Annotated in this window: 15 protein-coding genes; 5 read left to right on the forward strand and 10 right to left on the reverse strand. The window is 74.0% G+C overall.

The features are described from left to right. Positions 1-78: 78 nt before the first annotated feature. The 6 genes from ACQP2F_RS39260 to ACQP2F_RS39285 form a co-directional block, all read right to left on the reverse strand. Positions 79-1065, reverse strand: coding sequence for a sporulation protein (locus tag ACQP2F_RS39260; protein ID WP_433296773.1), 987 nt, complete (start codon positions 1063-1065; stop codon positions 79-81). Positions 1066-1148: 83 nt separating this feature from the next. After that, positions 1149-2171 (reverse strand): hemolysin family protein, encoded by a 1023-nt coding sequence (locus ACQP2F_RS39265; protein ID WP_433296775.1) that lies wholly within the window; start codon positions 2169-2171, stop codon positions 1149-1151. Next, positions 2168-3454, reverse strand: a complete 1287-nt coding sequence (locus ACQP2F_RS39270) for a hemolysin family protein (protein WP_433296777.1) — start codon at positions 3452-3454, stop codon at positions 2168-2170. The genes ACQP2F_RS39265 and ACQP2F_RS39270 overlap by 4 nt, the downstream gene beginning before the upstream one ends. Positions 3455-3567: 113 nt before the next feature. Continuing rightward, a complete protein-coding gene (locus tag ACQP2F_RS39275) occupies positions 3568-5241 on the reverse strand; it encodes a serine/threonine-protein kinase (protein ID WP_433296779.1) in 1674 nt (557 codons plus the stop codon). Positions 5242-5319: 78 nt separating this feature from the next. Then, positions 5320-6201: a class F sortase gene (locus ACQP2F_RS39280; protein WP_433296781.1), complete on the reverse strand. Its 882-nt coding sequence runs from the start codon at positions 6199-6201 to the stop codon at positions 5320-5322. A gap of 11 nt (positions 6202-6212) precedes the next feature. Then, positions 6213-7058: a DUF4397 domain-containing protein gene (locus ACQP2F_RS39285; RefSeq protein WP_433296783.1), complete on the reverse strand. Its 846-nt coding sequence runs from the start codon at positions 7056-7058 to the stop codon at positions 6213-6215. A gap of 166 nt (positions 7059-7224) precedes the next feature. Between ACQP2F_RS39285 and ACQP2F_RS39290 the strand changes: the two genes are divergently transcribed. Continuing rightward, the gene (locus ACQP2F_RS39290) at positions 7225-11748 is read left to right on the forward strand and encodes an ATP-dependent helicase (protein WP_433307773.1); all 4524 of its coding nucleotides are present in this window, start codon (positions 7225-7227) and stop codon (positions 11746-11748) included. 163 nt (positions 11749-11911) lie between these two features. On the opposite strand, the gene ACQP2F_RS39295 is transcribed toward ACQP2F_RS39290, so the two are convergent. Then, positions 11912-12856: a hypothetical protein gene (locus ACQP2F_RS39295; protein ID WP_433296785.1), complete on the reverse strand. Its 945-nt coding sequence runs from the start codon at positions 12854-12856 to the stop codon at positions 11912-11914. Positions 12857-12915: 59 nt separating this feature from the next. Here ACQP2F_RS39295 and ACQP2F_RS39300 point away from each other — a divergent pair, with 59 nt between their 5' ends. Continuing rightward, positions 12916-13461: a GNAT family N-acetyltransferase gene (locus tag ACQP2F_RS39300; RefSeq protein WP_433296787.1), complete on the forward strand. Its 546-nt coding sequence runs from the start codon at positions 12916-12918 to the stop codon at positions 13459-13461. Between the two features lie 67 nt (positions 13462-13528). Here the strand turns inward: ACQP2F_RS39300 and ACQP2F_RS39305 are convergent, their stop codons facing one another. Beyond that, complete coding sequence (locus tag ACQP2F_RS39305; RefSeq protein WP_433296790.1) at positions 13529-14239, reverse strand: helix-turn-helix domain-containing protein; 711 nt, start codon at positions 14237-14239, stop codon at positions 13529-13531. Positions 14240-14323: 84 nt separating this feature from the next. Here ACQP2F_RS39305 and ACQP2F_RS39310 point away from each other — a divergent pair, with 84 nt between their 5' ends. After that, positions 14324-15112 (forward strand): NAD(P)H-binding protein, encoded by a 789-nt coding sequence (locus tag ACQP2F_RS39310; protein WP_433296792.1) that lies wholly within the window; start codon positions 14324-14326, stop codon positions 15110-15112. Here the strand turns inward: ACQP2F_RS39310 and ACQP2F_RS39315 are convergent. Next, on the reverse strand, positions 15109-16038 hold the full coding sequence (locus tag ACQP2F_RS39315) for a TIGR03560 family F420-dependent LLM class oxidoreductase (RefSeq protein ID WP_433296794.1): 930 nt from the start codon (positions 16036-16038) through the stop codon (positions 15109-15111). The two genes, ACQP2F_RS39310 and ACQP2F_RS39315, sit on opposite strands and share 4 nt — an antisense overlap. Positions 16039-16122: 84 nt before the next feature. Between ACQP2F_RS39315 and ACQP2F_RS39320 the strand changes: the two genes are divergently transcribed. After that, positions 16123-16920 (forward strand): SAM hydrolase/SAM-dependent halogenase family protein, encoded by a 798-nt coding sequence (locus tag ACQP2F_RS39320; RefSeq protein ID WP_433296796.1) that lies wholly within the window; start codon positions 16123-16125, stop codon positions 16918-16920. On the opposite strand, the gene ACQP2F_RS39325 is transcribed toward ACQP2F_RS39320, so the two are convergent. Further along, positions 16911-17570, reverse strand: coding sequence for a hemerythrin domain-containing protein (locus tag ACQP2F_RS39325; protein WP_433296798.1), 660 nt, complete (start codon positions 17568-17570; stop codon positions 16911-16913). The genes ACQP2F_RS39320 and ACQP2F_RS39325 overlap by 10 nt on opposite strands. Before the next feature lie 66 nt (positions 17571-17636). Here ACQP2F_RS39325 and ACQP2F_RS39330 point away from each other — a divergent pair, with 66 nt between their 5' ends. Next, entirely contained in the window at positions 17637-20996 is a 3360-nt protein-coding gene (locus ACQP2F_RS39330; RefSeq protein WP_433296800.1) for a BTAD domain-containing putative transcriptional regulator, read from the forward strand. Positions 20997-21068: the final 72 nt, after the last annotated feature.

The following is a 21068-nucleotide window of genomic DNA, read 5'->3' on the forward strand; positions in this document are numbered from 1 at the left end:
GCAGCGGCGCGTCCGGCTGGGCGGATGGTGGCGCTCCCCGCAGGAAGGGAACGCCACCGGTCTGCGCCGCCGGGTGGGTTACTCGTCGAAGTCGAAGCTGTCGCCGTCGTCTTCGAAGATCTCCTCGGCTACCTCGCCCAGGGCCATGCCGCCCAGGACGCCGCCGGCCACGCCCGCCGCCATGGCGCCCATGCCGGATCCCCGGCGGTAGTGGCCGTGGTGGCCGTAGCCGTGCGGGGCGTGACCGCCGTGCCCGGCGAATGCGCCGGGAGCGCCGAAGCCGGCGGCGCCGCGCAAGCCCTGGTAGCGGCCGGCGGCCTCGCTCACCCACTGGGCGACGACCGCCGTCCAGTCGGTCGTCTCTACCTCGGTGTGGGCTATGCGGAAACGGCCGTAGGCGTCGTGGCCGGGCTGCAGGAAACCGCCGCGCTTGTCGAACTCCAGGACCACCTCCACGCCCGACGGGTCGGCTATGAAGGTCACCTCGACCTCGTTGATGGCGCCCGCGAATTGGGGGGACGGGTAGAACTCGATCTCCTGGTAGAAGGGGAGCTGCTGGCGTACGCCGTAGATGCCGCCGTGCTCCAGGTCGGCCCGGGCGAAGCGGAAGCCGAGCTGGGCGAAGGCGTCCAGGATGCGCTCCTGGGCCGGCAGCGGATGGATGGCCACCTGGTCGAGGTCTCCCTTGTCGACCGCCTTGGCCACCATCAGCTCGGTCCGCAGGCCCATCGTCATGCCGTGCAGACGCCGGCCGTAGACGTCGGTGATCGGGGTCTCCCACGGCACCGGGAACGAGAACGGCAGGTCCCGCCGCTCGCCCGCGCGCAGTTGGAAGGCGCCCGCCACGGGGACCCGGTGGAACTCCACAAAACCGTCGCCGTGCTCGTGCTCGACCCGGGTCACCAGGCCCAGGATCACCTGCTCGATGGCGGCGTCGTGGTCGCCGCCGAGGATGCGCACCTGGCCGTCCAGGGTCAGGCCGGGGCGCGTGTTCGGGTTGGCCAGGACGGTGTCGACGGACGGGCCGCCGACGCCGAAGGCGCGCATCATCTTCTTGAAGACCACCGGTCGTTCCTCCTCGGGAAGCAGACTTGAAAAGGCAAACGTCGAAACAAGCGGGCTGCGGAAATCCGGGCGGGCGGCGAAGATCAGGGGACGGGTACGGGATCGGTCTCGTCGTCGAAGCGGCCCAGCACCTGTTCGAGCAGGTCCTCGAGGGCGACGAAGCCGGCCCCGTCGCGCAGCAGGGCCAGCTGGGCCCGGCCCGCCCGCATGGCGGCGACCGCGTCGACGACCCGGTCCGACGCCGACAGCTCGAAGACGTCGTCCATCAGCGCGGAGGCGGTGACCGCCCGGCCGGCGGTCGTGGCCCGGGCGATCTCGCGGATGTGCACGACGCCGATCACCGCCCCGGACGGGTCGGTGACGCCCAGGCGGGAACGGCCGCTGCCCATCGACGCCAGCTCGGCCTCGGCCGCCGAGGCCGACGAGCCGACGGTGACCAGCTCGGTCAGCGGCAGCGCCACCTCGCCGACGGTCAGCGCCTCGAGGCCGAGCACGCTGGTCAGCAGCTCGGTCTGCTCGGCCTCGAGCAGGCCCTCCTCGCGCGACCGGTCCAGCAGCATGCGCATCTCGGCCGGGCCGTGCGAGACCGCCAGCTGGTCCTGCGGGCGGACGCCGAACGGCCGCAACACCGCGTTGGCCAGCGCGTTCAGCAGGCGCAGCACGGGGCCGACGATGCGGGCGAAGGCGCGGAACGGCAGCGCCAGCAACGTCGCCGAGCGTTCGGGGTCGGTGATCGCCCACGACTTCGGCATCATCTCGCCGACCACCAGGTGCAGGAACGTGACGATGGCGAGCGCGACCACGAACGCGACCGCATGGCTCGCGAACGTGGGCAGGCCGACCGCGTGCAGCGGCGGCGTCAGCCAGTGCGCGATGGCCGGCTCGGCCAGCGCGCCCAGGCCCAGCGAGCACAGCGTGATGCCGAGCTGGGCGCCGGCCAGCATGAGCGGCAGCTCACGGGTGCCGGCCAGGGCGGCCGAGGCGGCGCGGCGGCCCGCGGCGGCGGCCTGTTCGAGGCGGTGGCTCTTGCTCGCGACCAGCGCGAACTCGGCGGCCACGAAGAACGCGTTGCCGACGAGCAGCAACACGGCCCAGACGAGGTTCATCGGGAGATCCTCACCGTCTGCGGGACATGGCGGTCGACGCTCTCGACCCGGACGGAGAGGTCGTCGAGGACCACCGAGTCACCGGCCCTCGCCACCCGGCCGAGACGGGCCAGGACCAGGCCGGACACGGTGTCGTAGTCGTCGGAGGACGGCAGGTCGACGCCGGTCGCGTCGGTGATCTCGTCGAGGCGCCAGCGGCCGGGCACCAGCCACGAGCCGTCGGGCTGGCGGACCGGTGCCGGCTCGGGCAGGTCGTCCTCGTCGCGGATCGGGCCGACCAGTTCCTCCGCGACGTCCTCGAGCGTGATGATGCCGGCGAAGCCGCCGAACTCGTCGACCACGCACGCCATCTGGCGGCGGCCGGCGCGCAGGCGTTCGAGCACGGCCGGCAGCCGCAGCGACGACGGCACCATGATCGCCTCGTGGAGCAGCGCGGAGACCGGCGTCGTCAGGCGGTCGGCCGGCGGCACCGGGAGGACGTCGGCGATGGCGACGATGCCGAGGATCTCGTCGGAGGTCGCGCCGCGGACCGGGAAACGGGAATGGCCGGTGTCGAGCAGCTCGACCACCGAGGCCGCGGGCGAGGAGGCGTCGACGAACCGCACGTCGACCCGGGGAACCATGACTTCCGCGGCCGTACGCCCCCGGAAGTCCAGCCCGCGGTCGAGCAGCGCCGAGAGCTCGCCGGAGAGCCGGCCGTCCGCGCGCGAAGCCGAGATGATCTGCTCGAGATCCTCCGACGTCGCCCCCTCGGGCAGCTCCTCGACCGGCTCGATGCCGATGCGCCGCAGCAGCCGCGACGCGGCCCGGTCGAACAGCCGGATTACCGGGCCGAACGCGGCCAGGTACAGCAGCGTCGAGCGGCTCAGCCCCTTGGCCACCGCCTCGGGCCGGGCGATCGCGAGGTTCTTGGGCGCGAGCTCGCCGAACACCATCTGCACCACGGTCGCGATCAGCAGCGCGAGCGTCACCGACACCGGCAGGCTCACCGCCTCGGGCACGCCGGCCACCCCGAAGACCGCGGCCAAGCCCTCGCCCAGGAACGGCTCGGCGACGTAACCCACGAGCAGGGCGGTGACGGTGATGCCGAGCTGGGCGCCGGACAGCACGAACGAGAGCCGCTCGGTGACCCGCAGGGCGCGGGCCGCGGCCTGGTCGCCCCGGGCGGCGTCGGCCCGGAGGCGGCCGCGGTCGGCGGCCACGTAGCCGAACTCTTGCGCCACGAAATAGCCGGTCACGGCCGTGACGAGAAGAACCAGCGCCAAGCCGACGAGGATCAACATGGCCGGAGCCGTCTCGAACGACAACGGTAGACACGAGGCCGGGCCGAGCCCGGCCGGGTACTGCCGATCATGGATACAGACGGTAACAACACCGCCTGAGTAGTTGCTGTGAACTAACTGGGTCGATCGGTGTAGAACGTGCTCAGGATCATGTTGATCTTGCTGAGGTCGGCGGTCCAGTCGATCTCGCGGGTGGCCCAGCTGAGCGCGAAGCCCCGCCCGTTGCTGGCGAACCAGCGGGTCCTCGCGTGCATGAGGGCGTCCGATTCGCCCCGGTAGCGGTACTCCCAGTCGGCGGCCTTGTTGAGCAGCGGCCGGTTCTCGATGGTGATCTGCTGGTACTCCGGCAGCGCGCCCGCCTTGACCAGCCGCGCCGCCTCGGCCTGGCACGCCTTCACCGGGTCGCCGGCCGGGTTGCGCCCGGTGTCGAGGCTCAGCACCCGGTCGCCGGCCGGGTCGCGGAAGCAGTACATCGTGCCGAGCCGCGAGTAGGTCCAGCCGTCCGGGACCGCGAGGTGGAAGCCGGAGCCGTCCGAGAAGTAGGACCAGCCGTCCATCAGGCTCCAGCCGTTGACGCCGCGGGCGGCGCCCTTGAGCGGCAGCGCGGGCGCCGCCGACGGGGCCGGGCCACCGCAGAGCGCGGGCGAGAACCCGACGGTGACCAGCGCCGGGGCGGTGGTCACGGGCGAGCGGGCGGTGGACGGCCGGGCCGTCGCCGGCACGTCGGTGCGCTGGATCAGGTAGCTCGCCACGATGGCGGCGGCGCCGACCACCGCCACCACCGCGAGACCGAGGGCGACCAGCATCGAGCGGGGACGCCGGTGCGGGCGCCGAGGCGGCTCGGGCCGGGCCGGCGGCGCGGGCGAGACCGGCTCCGACGAGGCGCGTTGCGCGGGCACCGTCCGTACGACCGCGGGAATCGCCGCCACCGAGGCCACCACCCGCGCGGCTCGCCGCGGCGAGGGCACCCCGCCGCCACCCGGCGCCGCCGCCACCAGCCCGCGCAGCCGCCGCTCCACCTCGCTGGCGGTGAGCCGCTCGGCCGGCTCGTGCTTCAGCAGGCCGAGCAGCACCTCGCCGAGCGGGCCGGCCTTCTCCGGCGGGTCCGGCGGCTCGGTGGCCAGCGCCGTCAGCGTGGCCATCGCGGTCTCCCGCTGGTACGGCGAACGGCCCTCGACCGCCGCGTAAAGTGTGGCGCCGAGCGACCACATGTCCGACTCGATAGTGGACGCGCCGTCGCGGGCCCGCTCGGGCGAGACGTACTGCGGTGAGCCGACGACCAGCCCCGGACCGGTGACCGAGCCGTCGTCGACGAACGTGGCCAGGCCGAAGTCGGTGAGCACCACGCGGCCGTCGTTGCCGATCAGCACGTTGTGCGGCTTCACGTCGCGGTGCAGCACGCCGGCCCGGTGCGCGGCGCTCAGCGCGTCGAGCACCGCGAGGCCGATGCGGGCGGTGGCGACCGGCGAGTAGGGGCCGTCCTCGTTGATGACCTGGTGCAGTGAGCGGGACGGCACGTACTCCATGACGATCCAGGGCAGGCCGTCGGCGTGCACGACGTCGTAGACCCGGACCACATGCGGGTGGTTGAGCCGGCCCGCGCTGCGTGCCTCGCGCAGGGTGCGGTCGCGCAGCCGGGCCTGCTCGTCGTCGGTCATCCAGTCGGGCGGGACGAACTCCTTGACCGCGACGTCGCGGTCGAGCATCTCGTCGCGCGCGAGCCAGACCCGGCCCATGCCACCGGAGCCCACCGGCTCGAGCAGGCGATACCGACCGGCGATGAGCATGCGTCTGACCGCCATCCCGCCCCCACCCGTCGACTCGAACTCAGGATAAGCAAGCCGCCCCGCCTCGCGGAACGACGATCACCCGGCCACCGCGTAGACCACCAGGTTGTCCTGGTAGGACCGCAGCCGGTGGTCGAAGACGCCGCCGCAGGTGATGAGCCGCAGCTGCCGGTCGGGCGTCGGGCCGTACACCTCCTCGGTCGGAAAGGACCTCTTCGGGTACCAGGCCGTGCGGGTGACCGTGAACCGCAGCGTCCGGCCGCCGCGGAGCACCTCGATCGTGTCACCGGTGGTGAGCTCGCGCAGCCGGTAGAAGACCGCCGGACCGGCCTTGGAGTCGACGTGCCCGGCGATCACCGCGGGACCGGTGTCGCCCGGTGCGGTCCCGTCGGCGTACCAGCCGGCTCGGTCGAAGCGGGTCGGCGGCTGCAGCGCGCCCTTGGCGATGTGCAGCGTCTCGAGCGGGCTGTCGAGCCCGATCGCGCTCACCCGCACCCGGGTGGGCACGCCGGCGGCGGTCTGCGCCGCGCTCGCGAACGGGTCTCCCGGCGGCCGTCCCGCGTTTCCGGCGCCCTCGACCGCGGCCGGTGGTGTGATGCCGGCCGAGGCCGCCCACCGTCCGAGGCCGGGATCGGCGCCGGCGCCGGCATCGGTGGCGCGGCCGGCCAGGGCCACGTAGGTGGTGCCGACGACGAAGGCGGCGAGGACCGCTGATCCGGCGGGCAACGCGGCGCGGCGCAGGAACGGAACGAGACGAGCTTTTCGGCGTACGGGCGCGGGGGTCTTGTGGTTTTCCTCGGGAACCGGAGCTCGGATCGGCCGGATCGCCACCGCGACGTTCGCCACGCCCCTCGCGACCGACCGCGCCGGCGCCGGCGGCGGACGACGGGGCACCGAGAGCGCGCCCGGCACCGGCGCCACCCCCACGAAGGTCGGCTCCTCCATCAGCTCCTCCGCCATGGACAACCCGCTCAGGCCGCCCGCAGCCGGCGCCGCAGCACCAGGACGAGACCGGCCGTCAGCACCGCCGCGGCGCCCGCGAGAACAAGCGCCATCGGCACCGGAGAAGCCGGCTGGCTGCCCCCGCCACCGGTCGCCACGCCACCCAGCGGCACCGTGCCCTGGCGTTCGGCATCGACGTGCAGCTCGGGTTTCAGGCCGCCGCTCCGATCGTCGAGCACGACCAGTGAGTAGACGCTGCCCGCGCCGAGGGTGCAGGGCAGCACGCTGGTCTTGCCGCCACCGGTCGGCACCACCTGGACGCTCCACTTGCCGGGATTGACCTCCCGGTATCCGGTGGTGGTGGCGAACTCGACGCCGTCGGCGATGGTCTTGCCGTTCTTGCCGGCCACGTCGAGCACCGGCGCCTTGACCGACGCCTGGATGATGCGGACCTTGGACTTGCCCGGGTCGGGGAGCTTGAGGTCGTCGTTGAGCACGCGGAGCCCGAGATCGGCGAACCGGCCCACGCCGGCCACCGTGTAGGCGTTGCCGTTCTGCACGCCGACCTGCGTGGTGATCACCGGCTTGGTGCTGGCCGGGGCGCCCGCCTTGCGCATCGCGACCTGGTAGGTGCCGGTCGGCAGCCGCAGGTAGGACGACATCGCGCCGTACGCGACGCCCTTGAAGGTCTGCGGTTTGACGGCATTGTCGGAGGAGCGCAGATAGACGTCCACCGCCGGCGTGTCCGGGGAGAGGTGGGCGAGACGGACGTAGCCGTCACCGGCCGCGCGGGCCGGGGCCGGGAAGAGGGTGACGACCGCCAGGATCACGGCCGCGCTGGTGAGGCGCCGGACGTGTGATGCGCGGATGAACACGGAGCCTCCTGTCGAATGAGGGGCCTCTTACGTCTATTCCTCGTTCATGGACGACACCATGGTCCACCGCGTCAGTAAATGCCGCTGGATGGATGTCCCATACGTGCCCAACTGACCGATGCGGATTTTTGTCGTACCCGCGAGAGAGGATGGTCGGGTGCGAGACGTGCTGGAGCATTTCGGCCAGGCCACCAGGGAGTGGTTCACGGCGGCCTTCGCCGCGCCCACGGCCGCCCAGGCGGGCGCGTGGCGGGCGATCGGCGCCAAGCGGAACGCGCTGGTCGTCGCCCCGACCGGCTCGGGCAAGACGCTCGCGGCGTTCCTCTGGTCGCTCGACCGGCTGGCCCACGAGCCCGTCCCGGAAGATCCGCAACACCGCTGCCGTGTGCTCTACGTGAGCCCGCTCAAGGCCCTCGCCGTCGACGTCGAGCGCAACCTGCGGGCCCCGCTCACCGGCATCCGGCAGGCGTCCGGGCGGCTCGGCGTGCCGCCGCCCGACATCACGGTCGGCATGCGCACCGGCGACACCCCGGCCGACGAGCGGCGGCTGTTCGCCCGCACCCCGCCGGACATCCTGATCACCACCCCCGAGTCGCTGTTCCTGCTGCTCACGTCGGCCGCCCGCGAGTCGCTGCGCGGCGTCGAGACGGTGATCGTCGACGAGGTGCATGCGGTCGCGGCCACCAAGCGCGGCGCCCACCTGGCCCTCTCGCTCGAGCGGCTCGACGGGCTGCTCGGCCGGCCGGCCCAGCGCATCGGCCTGTCGGCGACGGTCCGCCCGATCGACGAGACCGCCCGCTTCCTCGGCGGCGCGCACGACGTCGAGATCGTCCAGCCGCCGAGCGCCAAGACGATCGAGGTGGCGGTCGAGGTGCCGGTCGAGGACATGACCCGGCTCGACGAGGTGCCCGATGTCGATCCCGACGACCCGAACGGCGGACGGCACACGCCGTCGATCTGGCCGGCGGTCGAGGAGCGGGTGCTCGACCTCATCCAGGAGCACCGGTCGACGATCGTCTTCACTAACTCGCGGCGCGGCGCCGAGCGGCTCTGCGCCCGCATCAACGAGCTGGCGGCCGAGCGGGCCGGCGTCGCCCTCGAGCCGGTCACCCAGCCGCCCGCCCAGGTGATGGCCCAGGCCGGGCAGGCCGGGGGCGCCCCGCCGGTGGTCGCCCGCGCGCACCACGGCAGCGTCTCCCGCGAGGAGCGCAAACAGATCGAGGAGGCGCTGAAATCGGGCCGGCTCCCGGCCGTGGTCGCGACCTCGAGTCTCGAGCTGGGCATCGACATGGGCGCGGTCGACCTGGTGGTGCAGATCGAGGCGCCGCCGTCGGTCGCGGCCGGGCTGCAGCGCATCGGCCGCGCCGGCCACCAGGTGGGCGCGGTCTCGCGCGGGGTGGTCTTCCCGAAGCACCGCGGCGACCTGGTCTCCTGCGCGGTGGTGGCCGACCGGATGAGCGCCGGTGCGATCGAGGAGCTGCGCTACCCGCGCAACCCGCTCGACGTGCTGGCCCAGCAGATCGTGGCGATGGTGGCGCTCGACGCGTGGCCGGTCGACGAGCTGGCCGCCCTGGTCCGCCGGGCCGCACCGTTCGCCGAGCTGCCCGACTCGGCGCTGCACGCGGTGCTCGACATGCTGGCCGGCCGCTACCCGTCGACCGCGTTCGCCGAGCTGCGCCCGCGCCTGGTGTGGGACCGCGGCACCGACGTGCTGACCGGCCGCCCCGGCGCCCAGCGGCTGGCCGTGACCAGCGGCGGCACCATCCCCGACCGCGGCATGTTCGGCGTGTTCCTGGCCGGCGCCGAGCGGGCGGCCCGGGTCGGCGAGCTCGACGAGGAGATGGTGTACGAGTCGCGGGTCGGCGACGTCTTCCTGCTCGGCTCGACGAGCTGGCGCATCGAAGACATCACGCCCGACCGGGTGCTGGTCACCCCCGCGCCCGGCGCCCCGGCCCGCATGCCGTTCTGGAAGGGCGACTCGCTGGGCCGCCCGGTCGAGCTCGGCCGCGCGATCGGGGCCCAGCTGCGCTCGCTGGTCCGGGCCGGCGACGCGAAGGCCAACGAGACGCTGCGGTCGTCCGGCCTCGACGAGTGGGCGGCGAACAACCTGGTGGCCTACCTCCGGGAGCAGCAGGAGGCGACCCGCCACCTCCCCGACGACCGTACGGTGGTGGTCGAGCGCTTCCGCGACGAGCTGGGCGACTGGCGGATGACCGTGCACTGCGTGCTCGGCGCCCGGGTCAACGCGCCCTGGTCCCTGGCGATCGCCCGCCGCCTGTCCGAGCGGTACGGCGTGGACGGCCAGGTCATGCCCTCCGACGACGGCATCGTGGTGCGGTTGCCGGACACCGCCGAGGAGCCGCCCGGCGCCGACCTGGTCTCGTTCGACCCGGAGGAGATCGCTCAGATCGTCGAGGAGTCGGTCGGCACGTCGGCGCTGTTCGCGTCCCGGTTCCGCGAGTGCGCGGCCCGGTCGCTGCTGCTGCCCCGCCGCGACCCGCGCCGTCGTCAGCCGCTCTGGCAGCAGCGGCAGCGCTCGGCCCAGCTGCTGGACGTGGCGCGCGAGTTCGCCGATTTCCCGGTCACCCTCGAGGCGGCCCGGGAGTGCCTGCAGGACGTGTTCGACGTGCCCGGCCTGGTCGGGCTCATGCGCGAGGTGGCCGGGCGCAAGGTGCGGCTGGTCGAGGTGGAGACGCCGCGGCCGTCGCCGTTCGCCCGCTCGCTGCTGTTCGGTTACGTCGGCGCGTTCCTCTACGAGGGTGACGCGCCGCTGGCCGAGCGGCGGGCCGCGGCCCTGGCCCTCGACTCGACGCTGCTCGGCGAGCTGCTCGGCCGGGTCGACCTGCGTGAGCTGCTCGATCCCGAGGTGGTCGCCGAGACCGAGGCGCAGTTGCAGTGGCTGAGCAGCCGCCGCCGGCCGCGCGATGCCGAGGACGCGGCCGAGCTGCTACGGCTGCTCGGCGACCTGTCGGCGACCGAGCTGGCGGTGCGCGGCGTCGATTCGGCGTGGACCGAGGAGCTGGAGGCGGCACGCCGGGCGATCCGGGTGCGGGTGGCCGGCGAGGAGCGCTGGATCGGCATCGACGACGCCGGCCGCTACCGGGACGCGCTCGGGGTGGCGCTGCCGGTCGGCCTCCCCGAGGCCTATCTGGAGCCGGTGGCCGATCCGCTGGGCGATCTGGTCGCCCGCTATGCGCGTACGCGTGGCCCGTTCGCGGCGGCGACCTGTGCCGCCCGCTTCGGCCTCGGGGTGTTCGTGGTCGAGCAGGCGCTCAAGCGGCTCGCCGCCACGGGCCGGGTCTCGTCGGGCGAGTTCTCCCCCGGCGGCGCCGGCACCGAGTGGTGCGACGCCGAGGTGCTGCGCATGCTGCGCCGCCGGTCGCTGGCCGCGCTGCGCCGCGAGATCGAGCCGGTGCCGCCCCGGGTGCTGGCGGCGTTCCTGCCCCGCTGGCATCAGATCGGCGGCAACTCGCGCGGTGTCGACGGGCTGGCCGCCTCGATCGAGCAGTTGCAGGGCATCGCCGTGCCCGCTTCGGCCTGGGAACGGCTGGTGCTGCCGGCCCGCGTCGCCGATTACGCGCCGCCGCTGCTCGACGAGCTGTCCGCGGGCGGGGACGTGCTCTGGGCGGGGTCGGGCTCGATCGGCTCGAACGACGGGTGGGTGACGCTGGCCTGGGCCGACAGCGCGCCGCTGCTGCTGCCGCCGCCCGACGAGGAGCTCGCGCTCACGCCGCTGCACCAGCGGGTGCTGGAGGCGCTCGGCGACGGGCAGGCGCTGTTCTTCCGTTCGCTCTCCGATCGCATCGGCGCCACCAACGACACCGAGCTGGCGGCGGCGGTGTGGGATCTGGTCTGGGCCGGCCACCTGACCAACGACACGCTGGCGCCGCTGCGGGCCCTGCTCGGCGGCAGCGGAGCCCACAAAGCCAAAGCGGCCCCGGCCCGTACGCGTTACCGCCGCCCCGGCCGTCCGTCGATGCCGGCGCGGGGCGGTCCGCCGAACATGGCGGGTCGCTGGTCCCGGCTGCCCGACCGCGATCTCGACCCGACCCGGCGCGCGGCGGCGCTGGCCGACCTGCTGCTGGAGCGGCACGGCGTGGTGACCCGCGGCGCGGTGATGGCCGAGGGGGTGACCGGTGGTTTCGCGGCGGTCTACCCGGTGCTGGGTGCGCTCGAGGAGCGCGGCGCGGCCCGGCGCGGCTACTTCGTCGAGGGGCTGGGGGCGGCACAGTTCGCGGTTCCGGGCGCGGTCGATCGGCTGCGGGCGCTGGCCGACCCGGACGAGTTGTCCCGCCGCGCGGCCCAGGCGCAGGTGCTGGCGGCCACCGATCCGGCCAACCCGTATGGTGCGGCGCTGCCCTGGCCGGAGCGGGTGGTCGACAGCGGCGACGGCGAGACCCGGGCCGGCCATCGGCCCGGACGCAAGGCGGGCGCGCTGGTCATCCAGGTGGCGGGCGACCTGGTGCTGTACGTCGAGCGCGGCGGGCGGACGCTGCTCTCGTTCACCGACGACCCGGAGACGCTGATCGCGGCCGGTCGCGCGCTGGCCGAGTCGGTGCGTTCGGGCGCGCTGGGCGCGATGTCGGTCGAGCGCGCGGACGGCGAGTCGGTGCACGCGTCGCCGCTGCGGGATGCGCTCACGTCGGCGGGGTTCCGCGCCACGCCGCGGGGGTTGCGCCTGCGCGGCTGACCGGTCTGGCTCCCGGGCTCCGGGCTCTCGGGCTCCCGGGCTCCGGGCTCCCGGGCTCCGGGCTCGCGGGCTCCGGGCTCGCGGGCTCCGGGCTCCCGGGCGAGAGCCTCGCGGGGCGGGCGGGCCGTCTTGCATGCCCGGGACGCGGCTCGTTCCGGTGCGGCTAGCGGTCGTGCGGGTCGGGCGTGAGAGAGGCGGTCAGCTCGCGATAGGCGGAGAGGACGACCTGCGTGTGCTCGGCCAGCTCAGCGGCCGGGTCGGGCGCGGCCTCGGCCGCGAACGGGGGCCGAGCCGCCGTGTTCAGGGAACGCTCGGCGGCCTTGATGGCCTCCCGCATCTGCTGCTCGCGGATGAAGGTGCGGCCCGCCTCCTCGGCCCGGCGCAGGCTGGCCTCGCGGGCGGCGAGGTCGACCTCCAGGGCGGCGAGGGCCTCCTTGGTGGCGCGGATGTGGGCTCGCAACCGCTCGGCGGTGCCGTCGGCCGGGGACACCGCGGCGAAGTCGGGGCGGGTGAGGTCGGCGAGGACGGCGGCCAGTTCCTGGTGGCGTTCGAGGGCGCCGGCGATCTCCCACAGGGATTCGGCCAGCAGCGACTCGGCCGCATCGGTTTCGATCAGGTCGCCGAGGGCGGGCCAGGTCTCGGCGATGCGGTCGGCGGTGGCTACGGCGCGATCGAAGGCGGCTCGCTCGGCGTCGGCGGTCAGGACACGGGAATCAGCGGGATCGGCCTGCGGGCCCGCACCGGTGGGGTCGGCGCTCAAGGCCCGGCGGGCGGGGCTCGCGGAGCGGGCGGCCAGCGGCGGGCGTGGCTTGCGCGGGCGGGAACGGGCTATCGCGGGAACGGCGTAGCCCAGCGTGAAGAGCGCGATCACGGCCAGCGCGACCGCCATCACGATGCCGACGTAGAGGGAGCCGACCAGGACGATCAGCGCCGGCGGGGCCCAGATGCCGGCCACCACCGGCAGGGAGTGCTCGACCGGCGGGGGATCTTCGGAGGCGCGGATCTCGGTCAGCGCGCGCGACGAGTGCGCGACCCGGTGGCCGGGGACGCGCGGATCCGAGCGTCCGATCAGCGTGGCGGTGCGGTCGCGCGCGACATAGAGCCTCAACCCGAGTCCCCCCTCCGACCTCGAAGAATAGGACACCGGGCCGTCAGTACATTTAGCGCGTGCCTCACGTGCGGACCGTTCCGACCTCCGATCTGACGACGAGCGAGCGGTCGGCCATCCGCGCGCTGCTCGACCGGGCGTTCCTCGGCAACTTCGACGACCACGACTGGGACCACACGCTCGGCGGCCTGCATGTGGTGGTCACCGAGCGAGACGGGCGGGACCCGATCGCGCACGCCGCCGTCGTGCAGCGGCGGTTCCTGCACCGCGGGCTTTCCTGGCGCGGCGGCTACGTCGAGGGGGTGGCGGTCCATCCGGCCTGGCGGGGGCAGGGCTTCGCGGGGACGGTCATGGCCGAGGTGGAGAAAATCATCGATCGCGCGTACGCCCTGGGCGCCCTCTCCGCCTCCCAGGCCGGCCGTGGCCTCTACCTCCACCGCGGCTGGCTGCCGTGGCAGGGCCCGACCCACGTGCTGGCGCCCGACGGACCGCGCCGCACCGAGGAGGACGACGACAGCACGTTAGTCCGGGTCGTCGCCGGCGGCGCCGAGCTGCACCTGACCGAGCCCCTGACCTGCGACTGGCGCGACGGCGACGTCTGGTGACCAAGAGCCGCCCACTCGCCGGCGCGGTGAGGCGGAAGGCGGCAGGACGGAGGCGGGAGCCGATCTCCTACGCCGGGCGGACAGCCGAGAAACCGCACGGCGTGGCCGCGGGCAGCCGCCCGGCCAGGAAGGCGCCCGGCGACACGCCCATCATCGAGCGGAAGTCGCCGATCATGTGGGCCTGGTCGAAGAAGCCGGCCCGCGACGCCACCTCGGTCCACGGCTCGCGACCGGCCAGGTCGAGCACCGTGCGCACCCGGCTGATCCGGGCGTAATGCTTCGGCGACAGGCCGACCTCGCGGGCGAACACGTTGCGCAGGTGTCGCTCGCTCACGCCGAGGCGGTCGGCCACTTCGGACAGCCGCGCCCCGGGCCGGCTGATCGCCCGGGCGGCGCTTTCCACCAAACCGGCCACGCCCGGCAAGACCCGCTCGGCCACGCCCGGCAAGACCCGCTCGGCCAGAGCAGCCGCGAGCCGCGACGCCACGTCCTCCGGGTCACGCGCGGACGCCAGCGACGCGGTCAACCGCCGGCCCGCGGCACCCCAGAGAGCCTCGATCGAAACCGCCCGGTCGGCCAGCTCGGCGACCGGCACGCCGAGCACCGACCGCGCCCGCCCCGGCCGCAGCCTCACCCGTACGCAGACCGGAAGCTCTTTGTTCGGGTTGTAGGCACCCCGGGTGCGCGGCCCGACCACGACGAGATCGCTGCGCCCCTCGCCCGTGGTCCGGAACGCGATCACGGTCGCGACCTCGGGCTTCTGCACGAACACGTCCACGCTCTCACGCTAGCCCGCGGTGCACCCGCGACGCAGTGCCGAAACCTCCAAGACGGCGCCGGCCGGGAACACCAGGCTCGAGACATGATTCTCGTGACGGGTGCCACCGGCACCATCGGATCGGCCCTGGTCTCGCAGCTTCTCGCGCGCGGCGAGGAGGTGACGGCGCTGACCCGGGACCCGGCGAAGATCGAGCCGCGGCCGGGGCTCACGGTGACCACGGAGATCGCCAAGGTGCGCGCGGTCTTCCTGCTCGCGCCGGCCTCGCCGGCGGCGCCGGACATCGAGCGAGCCTATCTGCGGCGGGCGATCGAGGCGGGGGCCGAGCGGGTGGTCAAGCTTTCCGCCATCGGTACGCCCGACGAGCCCACGGACAGCCTCGGCGGCTGGCATCAGCCCGGCGAGCAGGCCGTACGGGAGAGCGGCCTCACCTGGACGATCCTGCGCCCGACCACGTTCGCCTCCAACTCACTCGGCTGGGCCGCGGAGATCCGGGCCGGCAACCCGGTTCCGAACGTCTTCGGTGACGGCCGCCAGGGCGTCGTCGACCCGGCCGACGTGGCCGCGGTCGCCGCCGAGACGCTGACCGGGGCCGGCCACGAGGGCGCCACCTACACGCTGACCGGCCCCGAGCTGCTGTCGGTCCCGGAGCAGGTCGCCCAGCTCGCCGCCGTCCTCGGCGCCACCGCCACCACGGTGGACGTGGCGCCCACCCGGGAGATGTTCCCGGCCGAGATCGCGGACGTCGCGCTGGCCGGCACGGAGTTGGTCCGGGCCGGCGGCAACGCGATCGTCACCGCCGACGTCGAGCGGGTGCTCGGCCGCAAGCCCGGGACCTACCGGGCCTGGGCCGAGCGCGTCTTCGGCGACTAGGACAGCTGCGGAGCCACGGCCGACGCCACCAGCTCCACGTGGTCCAGGTCCGAAAGGTCCAGGACCTGGAGGAACAGGCGGGTGGCGCCGGCTTTCCCGTACGACTTGATGATCTCGACCGCCTCGGCCGGCGTGCCGACCACGCCGCCGTTCTCGCGCATCTCCTCGACCTCGCGGCCGATCGCGGCCGCCCGCCGCCGCACCTCGGCGTCGTCGCGCCCGACGCAGAGCACGGCGGCGGCCGAGAACGACGGCGGCGTGTCCCGGCCGATCTCGGTCGAGGCGGCACGGACCCGCTCGTACAGCGGCGCAATGTCCTTGACCTTGAGGAACGGCACGTTGAACTCGTCGGCGAAGCGGGCGGCGAGCGCGGGGGTGCGCTTCTTGCCATGTCCGCCAATGATCACCGGCGGCCGCGGCGACTGCACGGGCTTGGGCAACGCCGGCGAGTCGATCAGCTGGTAGTGCTTGCCCTGGTAGTCGAAGCTCCGGCCGGCCGGCGTCGACCACAGGCCCGTGATGATCTCCAACTGCTCCTCGAACCGGTCGAAGCGCTCCCCCACGGTCGGGAACGGAATGCCGTACGCGCTGTGCTCGCGCTCGAACCACCCGCCGCCGAGGCCGAACTCGATGCGCCCGCCGCTCATCCGGTCGACCTGCGCGACCGCGATCGCCAGCGGACCGGGCAGCCGGAAGGTGGCCGACGTCACCAGCGTGCCGAGCCGGATCGTGGACGTCTGCACGGCCAGCGCGCCGAGCGTGACCCAGGCGTCGGTCGGCCCCGGCTCGCCCGAACCGCCCATCGCCAGGTAGTGGTCGGAACGGAAGAAGCCGTCGTAACCGGCGGCCTCGGCGGTCAGCGCGACCTTGGCGAGGTCGTCGTGGGTGGCACCCTGCTGGGGCTCGGTGAAGATCACAAGACGCATGACACCAACCTGCCAGATCTTCGTCGGCGTGCCCTGTTGCCCCCGCCACACACGAAGCGTGTCGGGGCAGTAACGTTTGCCACCATGGCCGGGTATGGATGGATCAGCTTCACGACCGACTACGGCACGTTCGACGGGTTCGTCGCGGCGTGCCACGGGACGATCGCGCGCATCGCGCCCGACGTACGGGTCATCGACGTGACCCATCACGTGCCGCCGGCCGACGTGGCGCGCGGCGCCGCGGTGCTGGCCCAGACCGCGCCCTACCTGCCGGTGTCGGTGCACGTGGTGGTGGTCGACCCGGGGGTGGGCACCTCCCGCCGCGGCCTGGTCGTCGCCACCCCCGGGGGCCTGCTGGTCGGCCCCGACAACGGCGCGCTGATCTGGGCGGCCGAGGCGCTCGGCGGCATCGACGCGGTGTACGAGCTGTCCAACAAGGACTGGCTGCTCGGCGACGTGTCCCGCACGTTCCACGGCCGCGACGTCTTCGCCCCGGCCGCCGCCCACCTCGCGCTCGGCGCCACGCCCGCCGACGCCGGCCCCGAGATCGACCCGGAGACGCTCGTCCGCCTTCCCGACCCGGTGGTCACGGTCGGCGACGGCTGGATCGAGGCCGAGGTGATCACGGTCGACCGCTTCGGCAACGTGCAGCTGGCGGCCGGCGGCGACGCGCTGGCCGGCCTCGGCCCCGACCTCGTGGTCAACGGCAACGTCCGGGCCCGGCGCGGCGCCACCTTCGCCGAGGTCGGGCCCGGTGAGCTGCTCGTCTACGAGGACTCGGCCGGTCACGTGGCGATCGCCGTGAACAACGGCCGGGCCGTGGTGGTGCTCTCGGTCCGCCCCGGCGACACGATCCGGCTGACCGAGAGGGTTCAGCCCTGACGCAGCCGGTCGCGGTACGTCGCGTACGTCCGGTCGCCGAAGAGACGCCAGATCAGCCGGGCCGGCGGCGGCAGCTCGGCCAGGAAGCGCGCCTTCTCGGCCGGCGTCGCCTCCTCGAAGATCGAGCCGAGGAAGACCAGCGCGAGCTTGCCCTTCGGCAGTGACTCGCGCCCTCGCTCGCCGAGCGCCGCCCACTCGGCCGGCGTGATGTGGGTGGCGACGATGGGCAGGATCTCCTGCTCCTCGTCGGTGAGGTGCTCGTCGAGCGCCACCGAGGCCCGGGCGATGGTGTCGGCCAGCTCGTCCCGGTCGGCCACCCGCGCCCGCGCCCGCCAGCGCGGGTTCAGCTCGGCGATCCGCGCGAGCGCCTCCTGGATCCGCTCGTGCTGCGCCTCCATCCGATTGATCAGCTCGGTGTGCAGGGTGGCTCGCTGCAGCAGGAGCGGCCACAGCATCTCGTCCTCGCCGGTGTGGTGATGGTGCAGCGCGTCGCCCACCTTCTCCAGATGCGAGCCCACGATCTCGGCCCGCGCGGTGTCCCCGTCGGCCACCGCCCGCACGAGCGCGGGCAGCATGCGGAAGTCGCGCCGGAACGCGCGGTGCACGAGCACCATGTCCCAGGTGTCGGTTCGTTCGGTCGTCGTCGTCATGCGAACACGGTCACCTCGTCCGCTTGCAGAGTGCCTGCAAGCCGCCTGCACTCCTATGCTCGGGCGGTGCTTCTGGGGAGGGTGCTCGGACCGACCGAGCTGGAGGCGGGCGGGCGCGTGGTCGGCCTCGGCGGCCGCTTGCCGCGCCGCTTGGTGACCGCGTTGCTCGCGGCCGGTGGCCATCCGGTGAGCGAGGCCGCCCTGGCCGAGACGATCTGGGAGGGGTCACCCCCGGCGAGCTTCTCCATCTCCCTGCAGACGTACGCCTCCCGTCTGCGCCGCAACCTCGCCGGCGCGCGTGATTGCCTGGAACGGTCCGGGAACGGTTACCGCTTGCGCGCCGACACCGACGCCGCCGCGTTCACGGCGGGCGTCGCGGAAGGCCGCCGGTTGCTCGCCGCCGCGTCGGCCTCGTCGCCAGCGGCGGCGTCTTCCCCACCGTCTTCCCCACCGTCTTTCCCGCCCTCTTCCCCGCCGTCTTCCCCACCGTCTTTCCCGCCCTCTTCCCCGCCGTCTTCCCCGCCGTCTTCCCCGACGGCCGCGCCCGCGTGGTCGCCGGCTTCCACGTCTCGGTCGGCTCCGGAGCCGGCGTGGTCGTCGGCGCCGTCGCCGGTGGCGGCGTGGTCGTCGGCGCCGTCGCCGGTGGCGGCGTTGCGCGCGTTCGACGCGGCGCTGGCTCTATGGCGCGGCGATCCCTACGCCGATCTCGCCGACGCCCCATCGATCGCGGCGGCCCGGGCCGGCCTCACCGAGCTGCGCGCGGTCGCCGTGGAGGAGCGCCTCGCCGCACTGCTGGCGGTGGGCGACGCACCGGGAGCGGTGGGTGCGCTCGAGTCGGCCGTACGCGTGGAGCCCTACCGCGAACGCCGATGGGAACTGCTCATCGTCGCCCTCTACCGCAGCGGACGCCAGGCGGACGCGCTGGCCGCCGTGCGCCGCGTCCGCACCCGCCTCGCCGACGATCTGGGCATCGACCCCGGCCCCGCCCTGCAAGCCCTGGAGGCTCGTCTCCTGGCCCAGGACCCGGCCCTCCTCCTGCCCGCCCGCCCACCCGCTTCGCTGTCCGCGTCTTCCCCCACACCCACTTCCCCACCGCTGCCGCCGCCTTCGCCCCCATCTTCATCGCCGTCATCCTCCGCGTCCCCTTCTCTCTCGCCGTCCTCCCCCGCCTCCTCGCCTTTCTCGCCGTCATCGCCCGCCTCCTCTGCGTCCGCCGACCGCCCGTTGGCCCTCAACCGGCCGCTCTCCCATTTCCTCGGTCGCCGGGACGAGTTGGCCCTCCTCGCTTCCCTGGTCCCCGCACGCCGCCTGGTCACGCTGGTCGGCCCCGGCGGCGCGGGAAAGACCCGGCTGGCCGTCGAGTTCGCCGCCGACGCCCACCCCTGGTTCGTCCGGCTCGCCGACATCAGCGATCCGGCACTCGTCGCGCCGGCCGTCGCCGAGGCCGCCGGCGTGCGGGCCTCGACCGCCGAAGCCCTGGCCGCCGCCCTCGGCGATCGCCCCGGCCTGCTCGTGCTGGACAACTGCGAACACCTCGTCGACGCGGTCGCGGCCCTGGTGCTGACCCTGCTCACCGCCTGCCCGTCGGTGCGGGCGCTGGCGACCAGCCGGGAACCGCTCGGCATCGACGGCGAGACCCTGCTGCCGGTCGACCCATTGCCCGCGGCCGACGCGATCGCTCTGCTCACCGATCGCATCGCCGCGATCCGGCCCGGCTGGCGTCCGGACCCGGTGGAATCGGCCCAGCTGGCCCGGCTGGCGACCGCGCTCGACGGCATCCCGCTGGCCCTGGAGCTGGCCGCCGCCCGCTGCCGCGTGCTCGGCCTCGGCGAACTGCTGCAGATGCTCGACGACCGCTTCCGCACCGGCCCCGAGCCGCGGGACACCGCACCGGTCTCCCGCGCGAGGGCGCCAGAAGCGCCAAAGGCGCCCAAGGCGCAAGGCGCGCAAGACGCGCAAGACGCGCAAGACGCGCAAGACGTGCAAGACGTGCAAGACGCGCAAGACGCGCAAGACGCGCCCGCAGCGCCCTCAGACCGCCCCCACCCTCGTGGGTGGGGCGATTCAAGCAGCGGGCTACGACAATTTCCGGGGCGTCGTCCACAGGCTGAGCCCCTCGGGTCGGTACCGCGCGGGGCGCTCGCGCCGCATCAGACGCTGGAGGCGGCCATCGCCTGGAGTGTCGATTTGCTGTCGGCGGCGGACCGGGCGCTGCTGTTGCGGCTGTGGCCGTTCGAGGGCGGGTTCACGCCGGCGGCCGTGGACGGTGATCTGGCCGCCCTGTCGTCGCTCGTGTCGCGGTCGGTGGTGGTCGCCGACACGACCGTCACGCCGAGCCGCTACCGGCTGCTGGAGATCGTCCGGGCGTACTGCCGGAGTCGGGACCCCTCGCCGGCGGCCAGTCGGGCCGCGCACGCCGCGTGGGTACGCGATCTCGTCGAGCGGATGGCGCCGGAGCTGGCCCGGGAACGGTCGACGCACGCCATCCGGGTTCTCAACCGCGAGCGGGCGAACCTGCGGGCCGGCATCGTGCACGACCTGGAGGTGGCGCCCCGGGCCGCGCTGCGGACGGCGAGCCTGCTGGATTGGTTCTGGTACCGCGGCGGTCACCTCGTGGACGGCCTCCGCCTGACGACCGCCGCGCTGGCCGCCGCGCCCGACGGGCCGGCCAACGACCGGGTCCGCGCCTGGCTCGGTGTCGCCACGCTGCGCTACCTGACCAGCGAGGCGGAGCCGGCCCGGGCGGCCCTGGACAACGCCGGCGCCGCGCTGGCCGACGCCACCGGCCACGAGGGCGACATGCTGCGGGGACAGGCGCACTATTACGAGTCGCTCTGGCACACCGCGATGGGTGACTACGACCGGGCGATCACGCACGGCCGGGCCGCGGCGGAGGTGGGCCGGCGCATCGGCGAGCCGCGGCTGGTCGCCTCGGGGACCATGACGCTGGGCTGGGCGCTGGCCGGCTCCGGCGACCTGATCGGCGGGCGCCGGTTGCTCGAATCGGCCATCGAGACGGCGGTGGAGATCCATCAACTGTGGACGAGCGCGATGAGCCGGCTCTTCCTGGCCCGGACGTTCCTGCGGCGCTCGGCGGAGGCGAACGCCGACCCGATGGCCGCGATCGAGGCGCTTCGACCGGCGGTCCGGGACTTCGCCGCCGAGGACGATGTCGGCAGCACGCGGGCGGCGCTGCTCACCGGGGCGCTCGCGCTCCTGCGGATGGGGCGGGACGAGGACGGTGTGACGCTGGCGACCGCCGTACGCCGGGATGCCGCCCGCCGTGGGCTGATCTTCGAACCGGGGGACCCCGTCGGCACCGCCGCCCTCGACGCCGCCCTGGCCGAGGTGAGACACGTCCGGCCACGGCCCGCCGCGATGGACGAAGCCGCGATGATCGCGCTGCTCGACGCAGCGGCCAGGTGACGCCAACGGCAAACCAGCACGCGAACAGAAGCGCGGAGGTCTGAAGAGCGCCTCCGGCGGGGAAAGATGGAT

It is taken from the genome of Actinoplanes sp. CA-030573, assembly GCF_050951115.1.
Taxonomy (GTDB): Bacteria; Actinomycetota; Actinomycetes; order Mycobacteriales; family Micromonosporaceae; genus Actinoplanes.

What these genes read in the sequence shown, in the direction of transcription:
- ACQP2F_RS39275 (WP_433296779.1), bottom strand. Translation starts at nt 5,241, where the DNA reads ATGCTCATCGCCGGTCGGTATCGCCTGCTCGAGCCGGTGGGCTCCGGT.
- ACQP2F_RS39325 (WP_433296798.1), bottom strand. Translation starts at nt 17,570, where the DNA reads ATGACGACGACGACCGAACGAACCGACACCTGGGACATGGTGCTCGTG.
- ACQP2F_RS39270 (WP_433296777.1), bottom strand. Translation starts at nt 3,454, where the DNA reads ATGTTGATCCTCGTCGGCTTGGCGCTGGTTCTTCTCGTCACGGCCGTG.
- ACQP2F_RS39320 (WP_433296796.1), top strand. Translation starts at nt 16,123, where the DNA reads ATGGCCGGGTATGGATGGATCAGCTTCACGACCGACTACGGCACGTTC.
- ACQP2F_RS39315 (WP_433296794.1), bottom strand. Translation starts at nt 16,038, where the DNA reads ATGCGTCTTGTGATCTTCACCGAGCCCCAGCAGGGTGCCACCCACGAC.
- ACQP2F_RS39280 (WP_433296781.1), bottom strand. Translation starts at nt 6,201, where the DNA reads ATGGCGGAGGAGCTGATGGAGGAGCCGACCTTCGTGGGGGTGGCGCCG.
- ACQP2F_RS39265 (WP_433296775.1), bottom strand. Translation starts at nt 2,171, where the DNA reads ATGAACCTCGTCTGGGCCGTGTTGCTGCTCGTCGGCAACGCGTTCTTC.
- ACQP2F_RS39310 (WP_433296792.1), top strand. Translation starts at nt 14,324, where the DNA reads ATGATTCTCGTGACGGGTGCCACCGGCACCATCGGATCGGCCCTGGTC.